5 protein-coding genes and 1 pseudogene are annotated in these 8,188 nt (G+C 38.4%); 5 read left to right on the plus strand and 1 reads right to left on the minus strand.

Going from position 1 to position 8,188, the window contains the following annotated elements:
- From CBG10_RS06680 to CBG10_RS06695, 4 genes and pseudogenes are all read left to right on the plus strand, one after another.
- Positions 1-161 (plus strand): annotated as a pseudogene (locus CBG10_RS06680) (dTDP-glucose 4,6-dehydratase); the annotation flags it as partial.
- 146 nt (positions 162-307) lie between these two features.
- A complete protein-coding gene (gene rfbD, locus CBG10_RS06685; RefSeq protein WP_094512089.1) occupies positions 308-1,147 on the plus strand; it encodes a dTDP-4-dehydrorhamnose reductase in 840 nt (279 codons plus the stop codon).
- 71 nt (positions 1,148-1,218) lie between these two features.
- Positions 1,219-3,501, plus strand: coding sequence for a GH25 family lysozyme (locus tag CBG10_RS06690; RefSeq protein WP_225361548.1), 2,283 nt, complete (start codon positions 1,219-1,221; stop codon positions 3,499-3,501).
- A 72-nt stretch (positions 3,502-3,573) separates the two neighbouring features.
- A complete protein-coding gene (locus CBG10_RS06695) occupies positions 3,574-4,692 on the plus strand; it encodes an AI-2E family transporter (RefSeq protein ID WP_094512091.1) in 1,119 nt (372 codons plus the stop codon).
- Between the two features lie 43 nt (positions 4,693-4,735).
- On the opposite strand, the gene CBG10_RS06700 is transcribed toward CBG10_RS06695, so the two are convergent.
- The gene (locus CBG10_RS06700; protein ID WP_094512092.1) at positions 4,736-6,205 is read right to left on the minus strand and encodes an LCP family protein; all 1,470 of its coding nucleotides are present in this window, start codon (positions 6,203-6,205) and stop codon (positions 4,736-4,738) included.
- 185 nt (positions 6,206-6,390) lie between these two features.
- On the opposite strand from CBG10_RS06700, the gene CBG10_RS06705 reads away from it, so the two are divergent.
- Positions 6,391-7,968 (plus strand): peptide chain release factor 3, encoded by a 1,578-nt coding sequence (locus CBG10_RS06705; RefSeq protein WP_094512093.1) that lies wholly within the window; start codon positions 6,391-6,393, stop codon positions 7,966-7,968.
- Positions 7,969-8,188: the final 220 nt, after the last annotated feature.

Consider the following 8,188-nt stretch of genomic DNA (forward strand, 5'->3'; position numbering starts at 1 on the left):
TTGATGCTACAAAGCTGCGGACAGAATTAGGGTGGGAGCCAGAATTTACTGACTTCAAAACCGGTTTACAACACACGATTGATTGGTATACGGAACACCAAGATTGGTGGAAAGATGAAAAAGCCGCAGTTGAAGCAAAATATGCGAAAAACGGTCAATAAAAGATAAAAAGAGTCGTGTTATTCCCGAAGTTTAAGGAATGCACGACTCTTATTTTAAGGACAACAGATGGATGACATGGAAAAATATTGAGAGCTGTTGTCAAACTGATTATATCATTAATTAGCTTTAATTAAGGAGAAAACAAATGACAAAAATTTTAATTACTGGTGCTAATGGTCAACTTGGCTCCGAATTACGTAATTTATTGGATGAACGCGGGGCTGCATATGACGCCTTTGATTCTAACCAAATGGATATCACTGATCAAGCTGCTGTAAATGAAAAGATTAGTGCGGTTACGCCGGAAGTGATCTATCATTGTGCTGCTTATACCGCCGTTGATAACGCTGAAGATGTTGCCAAAGACCTCAATTGGCAAGTAAACGCCGATGGTACGCGTAATGTTGCCGAGGCCGCTAAAAAAGTTGGCGCTAAGATGGTTTACATCAGTACCGATTATGTCTTTGATGGGACCAATGAAGGCGAGTATGAAGTTGATGCGCCCACTAATCCACGGAATGAATATGGCAAAGCTAAACTTGCCGGTGAAAAAGCAATCCAAGAAATCTTAGCTGATTACTACATCATTCGGACATCCTGGGTTTTTGGTAAATACGGTAAGAATTTTGTCTACACAATGCTCCGCCTTGCCAAAGATCATGATCAGCTCACCGTCGTTAACGATCAATTTGGCCGCCCAACGTGGACTAGAACCCTTGCCGAATTTATGACGTACTTAGTCGATCATGATCAGCCATTCGGTACCTACCAGCTATCTAATGAAAATAGTTGTTCCTGGTACGAATTCGCTACCGAGATCTTAAAGGATAAAAATGTTGAAGTCGCTCCCGTTGATTCTTCAGCATATCCAGCCAAAGCTTACCGTCCTCGCCATTCAATTATGAGCTTGAAAAAAGCTGAAGATACTGGCTTTAAGATTATTGATTGGCAAACAGCATTTAGTGAATTTATGAGAATAATTTAAATCTTAATAATTTTGTAACTAATTTTGTGGTATCTTTAATAGTGATATTTCTAACTTATAGGGAGATAACAATGGAAATAAAGAAACACTATAAATTATATAAAGATGGTAAAAATTGGTGCTTAATGGCATTAACTGTTGCAGCCGTTTCAGCAGGATTAGTATTAGGAAATACTTCCGTAAATGCTGATACCACTACTACAATCACTCAGCCTGTTAATACCGATAGTCAAAGTAGTTCTACACCCCAAGAAAAAACGGATCAACCCAAAGATAATGGTAATTACGGCCACCTTGATTCCGCAAATGTTGTTAATAACAATGATTTAAATGTAAGTGGGTGGCAAGCAACTAACCAAGTTGCTGGTAAAGATAATCGTTATTTAGTGGCTTATGATAGTACTACTAATACCGAATTAGGTCGTACATCGGTAACCGAAAATGTGGCGCGTCCTGATGTTGCTAAGGCTTATCCAGACGTGGTCAACGCTAAGGATTCCGGTTATCAAGCAACGATGAATAATCTGGACTGGAGCAAGGTTAAGAGCGTTGATGACCAGATTCACATTGTTAGTCGCTATAGTGATGCCGCTAATGGTGAAGGAAATCATGTTGATAATTGGTCGCAACCAATTAATCTTGATAAGGGAAATTATGCTTATCTCGATAATTTTAGTGTTGCCAATAATCAGCTTCAAATTACTGGCTGGAATGCGACAAATCAGTCTTTAGGTAAAGCTAATCATTACGTCATCTTATTTGATCGAACAACGGGACGCGAAATTACCCGGAATAAAATTGAAGTTACAGAACGTCCTGATGTTGCTAAAGTATATCCACAGGTTATTAATGCTAAAGCCTCAGGATTTAGTACAGTTTTCTCACTCGCCGGGATTGACTTTAATCACGAATTACAAGTAATCAGTCGTTATAGCGATGCTGCTAATGGTGAAGGCAACCGGGTTGATTATTGGTTTGTACCTAAAAAATTTATGTCAGGTAATATCAGTAACCAAGGAAATCTTGACTCCTTTAATCTTAGTAATGGTCAATTAACTGTTAGTGGATGGCACGCTACTGACTATTCACAAATTGAAAATAACCACTACCTAATTTTATTTGATAATACGAATAAGACTCAAGTAAAGACAATTAAGGTTGCGAATGTTACTCGACCAGATGTAGCCAAAGTTTATCCCAATGTGCTGACGGCAGGTCAGTCTGGATTTGATGTTAATTTTGGTTCTGTGGTTCTTACCCCTAACCACAGTTACTCAATTGTTAGCCGTTATTCTACATTAGATGGAGGCAATGGGGATAATAGACAAAGTAAATACACTGATTGGTGGTCAGCACCAATTACTTTAAATCAGCAGGCCTCTTATATTGATAGCTTTACTAAAACAGATAGTGGCTACAATGTTAAAGGATGGATGGCTAGTGACCAATCAATTAACAAGCCTAATGCTTACCTTATTTTATTGAATAATGGTCAAGAAGTTGCCAGAACGAAGGTCGAACTAACTGACCGTCCCGACGTAGCTAAAGTTTATCCAAGCATTTACAACTCGCAAAAGAGTGGCTTTAACGGTGAATTTAAGGTGGATCCAGCTAAGGTAAACAGCGCCCTTAAAGTAATTATGCAGTTTGCTGGTGATGATGCTAACCAAAATTACAGTGACCAATACAGCCATGATTACTTAGTTAACGATGCTGGTAATCTAATCACTGTAGAAACAATAAATAACATCAATGCATCTCCTCTCTATACAGTCGATGTTTATTCTGGCAGTGATGATAGTATAATTAGTGATTCTCATGCACAAGGTGTAATTGTTAAGGCAACTCAGGGAACTTATTATGTTAATCCTAAATGTAATCATCAATATAACCTTGCTAGACAGGAGGGAAAGTTAACAGGGCTATATCATTATGCTGGTGGAGGTAATCCTGTTACAGAAGCTCAATACTTTATAAATAGTATTAAGAACTACGTAGGTCAAAGTATTTTAATTCTTGATTGGGAACAGGGCCAAAATCCTGCCTGGGGAAACACTAATTGGGCAAGACAATTTGTTGATGAAGTTCATCGTCTTACTAATGTATGGCCACTTATTTATGTTCAAGAAACTGCACTTAATCAGGTTGCTAACTGTGCTAGTGACTGTGGTTTATGGATAGCAAAATATCCATCTATGCATTGGCATTCATGGACTGTTCCAGACATGAATGTAAATGCAGGGGCCTTCAAACAAATAACTGGATGGCAGTATACCGGTGACGATCGAGATCGTTCTATCTTTTATTTAAATAAAGAAGAATGGATGAAATTAGCTAATCCTTCTGAAGTTTAATAGTTTAAACAAATCTACCTAAATTTATTGTACAATTTTAGGTAGATTTTATTTTTTGAGAGGAAAACTTAAATGTCTAAGCAAAAATTTTATCATTGGCTATTTTGGCCACTGCTATTACTAACAGTGGCGACGTTAATCTGGATGTGTACAAAAATTCAGTTTATTTTTCAGCCGTTTTTAACATTTATCTCAGTAGTTTTTGTTCCATTGATTATCTCTGGATTCCTATATTATATGCTAAACCCAGTCTTAAAACTTTTTATGAAGATTAAAATTGGGCGTTTTCATATGAACCGAGGAATCGCTAGCTTATTAATCGTGCTTTTATTGATCGTGATTGTTGTTGGTGGAATTGCCATGTTAATTCCACCAGTTGTAAAGGAAATTTCAACATTAGTACGTAACATGCCGCAGACGGTCACAGGAATTCAACACCTTATTAATGATACAATTGAGCATTCGTTCTTGCGAAACGTGGATTTAAATGCATATTACCGGCAATTTGATCACCAACTAGCTGGATATGCGCAAAAGGTTTTGCAAGGCCTATCAACGCGAGTCGGGGATATCATTGGTATGTTGACGAATGTGACAGTGGTAACAATTACTGTTCCGGTAATGCTATTTTATATGCTTAAGGATGGTTCTAAACTTATTCCAAGTATTCAAAAATGGCTTTCTCCCCACCATGCAAAAGAAGTAAATGACTTACTTGGGAAAATGAATTCAACTATATCTTCCTATATTTCTGGGCAAATGATTGAATGTTTATTTGTCGGTGTATTTACCTCAATTGGTTACGTTATTATTGGCCAGCCGCTGGCAATTGTTCTTGGAATTGTTGCTGGTTTGACTAATATCATTCCATATATCGGACCTTATATCGGGATTGCACCAGCATTATTTGTTGCTTTAACGATGGCACCAAATAAGATCATTTGGGTAATTGTGGTGGTGATCATCGTTCAACAAGTTGATGGAAATATTGTTTATCCTAATATCATCGGGAAGACGCTTCAGATTCACCCATTAACAATCATTATGTTATTACTTGCTGCGGGTCATATTGCTGGAATCGGAGGAATGATTTTATGCATTCCGTTCTATGCCGTTATCAAGACTGTTTGTGAATACTTCTTTGACATTTATCGAATTGAACATCCTGTTGATAAAACTAAAACTGAATAATAAAAAAAGCATTTTCGTCTTCACTTGCGAAAATGCTTTTTTATTAATAATACCGATGTGTATATCCATAATGATTACCATATGTTGGATGAGTATAAGTTGAATGATAACCATTATAAGTGTGGTATTGAGGGGTCGAATAATGATGCTGGATAGGAGCAGTCGGTGTTTGGCTTCCAATTGCCGGAACTGCTCGAGATTCACTATAGCTTTCATTGTTACCCGCTGTGTATGTTGAAGATGATTTAGTCTCATTTGTACTACGTCGGGATGAACGAGAGCTGCCAATAACTTCATCACTTCCATTACCACTACCCGGATCATTGTAACTGGCACCACCAGGAAGGATAAAGTCTGTTTCATTGTAACCATTATAGTGTGGTTGTGACTTGTACATCTTGGTTTCGTGGTTAACAACGTTCTTCGCCTTTAAGCCAAGTTGAGCTCGTACCAGTTTTGATACCCGATTGATTTCTTTAGGACTAGCAATCTGGAAGGAGACTCCTTCGATCGTTGCGTTTTGTCCTTGGAAATGGTATGTTTTAACATTGTTCATTGCGCCATGGTAGTTACCATACAAGGTCGCAATATCATCAATTGGAATATTAGTCTTAACGCCATCCCCAACAGCATCTAAAATCTTGTTAGCTGCTCCAATTGAACCTGAAGCCTTGAACTTATTAATAACGCTCTTTAGAATTTGTTGTTGCCGTTTTTGACGACCGTAATCATTATTTGGATCATCATACCGCATCCGGGAATACTTCAACGCATTTGCCCCGTTGAGGTGTTGTTTACCTTTCTTGAAGTGGTGGCCTTCGTAGTCAAAGGCAAATGGGTTATTAACCTCAACCCCACCAACGGAATTAACAACTTTTTCGAGAACCCCCATGTTAATAACTGCATAGTAATCAATCGGTACATCAAGTAATTCTGATACTTGCTTTACGGTTTGCTTTGGCCCATTGATTGAATAAGCAGCGTTGATTTTAACGTAATCAGGGCCATCACTAGTCTCAACACGTACTAGGATATCACGAGGAATACTAGTCATAGTAATTGTTTTCTTTTTCGGATTAATAGTAAATAGTTCCAAAGAGTCAGTATTACCACCCTTGTTACCACGATCTAAAGCACCGACATCTGTTCCCATGGCCAGGACGGAAACTGGTTCACCCTTTTGTAACTTTTTACTAATTTTTCCATCACCAGCGCCAAACACCCCTTTGGCAACTGAGTGAACTTTATGATATTCGTAAAATCCGCCGGCCACTACTAGGCAAATTAATAACCCAATTAAAGCGCGCACCCAATTTGGCGTTCGATAGTGATGCTTTTTTGGCGGTTGATAATCGGGTGACGATTGTTCTTCTTCTCGTCGCAAACGATTTTCACGTCTGTTGTGTGCTTCCTCGCGTTCTCGCCGCTTGCGTTCATTAACGTCACGTTGGATACGTTCTTCCATCCGTTTACGGTAATGTTCCCGCGATTCGTTGTTATTGTTATTATTCATATACTAAGTACCTCAATAAAAATAAGTTCTAACTTTATTAATATAGCAGAAAATTAATCCTAAGTTCAAATATATCTCAATACTTTAAACTTTCTGTAACTTTTTTAAGAATAGACTTTCATAAGAAATTGTAATAATATAGTAGAGATATTTCACGAGAATAAAATAAGGAAAGGAAAAAATTAATGTCACCAAAAGAACTTGCTGAAGCAGTTAATAAACGGCGTACGTTTGCCATTATTTCTCACCCGGATGCCGGGAAAACAACGATTACTGAACAACTCTTGCTTTTTGGGGGAGTAGTTCGTGAAGCCGGGACCGTTAAAGCACGGAAGACCGGTAATTTTGCAAAGTCAGACTGGATGGAGATTGAAAAGAAGCGGGGAATCTCTGTTACCTCATCTGTTATGCAATTTGATTTCCAAGGTAAACGGATCAATATTTTGGATACTCCAGGGCACGAAGATTTCTCTGAAGATACTTATCGGACATTAATGGCGGTGGACTCCGCTGTGATGGTTATTGATAGTGCGAAGGGGATCGAGCCGCAGACTAAGAAGTTATTTCAAATTTGTAAGATGCGAGGAATTCCGATCTTTACCTTTATGAATAAATTTGACCGGGATGCCCGTGAACCACTTGATCTCTTAAATGAAGTTGAAGACGTATTAGAAATTGAGACTTACCCAATCAACTGGCCAATCGGTTCTGGTCACCAGTTCAAGGGAATCTATGATCGCTTTAACCATCGTGTTGCCTTGACTCATCCAGCTGATGAAAACAATCCTTACTTACCATTAGATGAAGACGGTAATGTTAAGGGCGATAACCCATTAGCTGGTGATGGCGAATGGCAAGATGCAATGGACGGCATGGAACTGGTTGAAGTTGCTGGTAATAAACTAGATCGGGAAAAGATTGCCAAGGGGGACCAAACACCGGTCTTCTTTGGATCTGCTTTAACTAATTTTGGGGTTCAGACTTTCTTGGAGACCTACTTACAGTTTGCCCCTGCACCAAGTGATCACAAAACTGAGGACGGGGATGTTGTTAAGCCCCTTGATCCCGAATTTTCTGGTTTTGTCTTTAAGATCCAGGCTAACATGAATCCTCGTCACCGTGATCGAATTGCCTTTGTTCGGATTTGTTCTGGTGAATTTGATCGGGGGATGGATGTTACATTATCACGGACTAAGAAACCAATGCGGTTATCAAATGTGACTGAATTTATGGCCGATACCCGTGAAAACGTTGAGACAGCTGTTGCTGGTGATATTATCGGTTTATACGATACTGGAAACTTCCAAATTGGTGATTCTATTTATAATGGTAAAAAAGATATTCAATTTGAAAAGTTGCCACAATTCACGCCAGAACTATTTGTCCGTGTTTCTGCCAAGAATGTGATGAAACAGAAATCCTTCCACAAGGGAATCAATCAATTAGTTCAAGAAGGGGCTGTCCAACTTTACCGGAGTTATTCTACTGGTGATTATATTCTCGGTGCAGTTGGTCAGCTTCAATTTGAAGTGTTCAAGTTCCGGATGCAAAATGAATATAATTCCGAGGTCGTCATGGAACCAATGGGAACTAAGACTGCCCGGTGGATTGATCCAGATCAATTGGATGAAAAGATGTCGTCATCACGAAACATCTTAGTCAAGGATATACATGATCAGCCACTATTCTTGTTTGAAAATCAATTCGCCGAGAATTGGTTTAAGCAAAAGTACCCTGATGTGAAGTTAACGGCGAAGTTATAATAGTTAATAAAGTGGTTATGAAGCTTTTTTCTTCATAAGTGCTTTATTTTTTGCCTGAAAATTGTGAAGAAAAAATGAAAAACTATTTAAAAAGGCAGATTGTAAAATTTAAGTTGAACATTTAAGTGGACAGAAAAACCCATCAAGGTCTTTAATGGTGTTACCACAACATTCCATTAGAAAGAAGGACCTTAATGGGCACCACTATTTTATCATTCCA

The organism is Limosilactobacillus reuteri (genome assembly GCF_002254085.1).
In the GTDB taxonomy this organism is placed as follows: domain Bacteria; phylum Bacillota; class Bacilli; order Lactobacillales; family Lactobacillaceae; genus Limosilactobacillus; species Limosilactobacillus reuteri_K.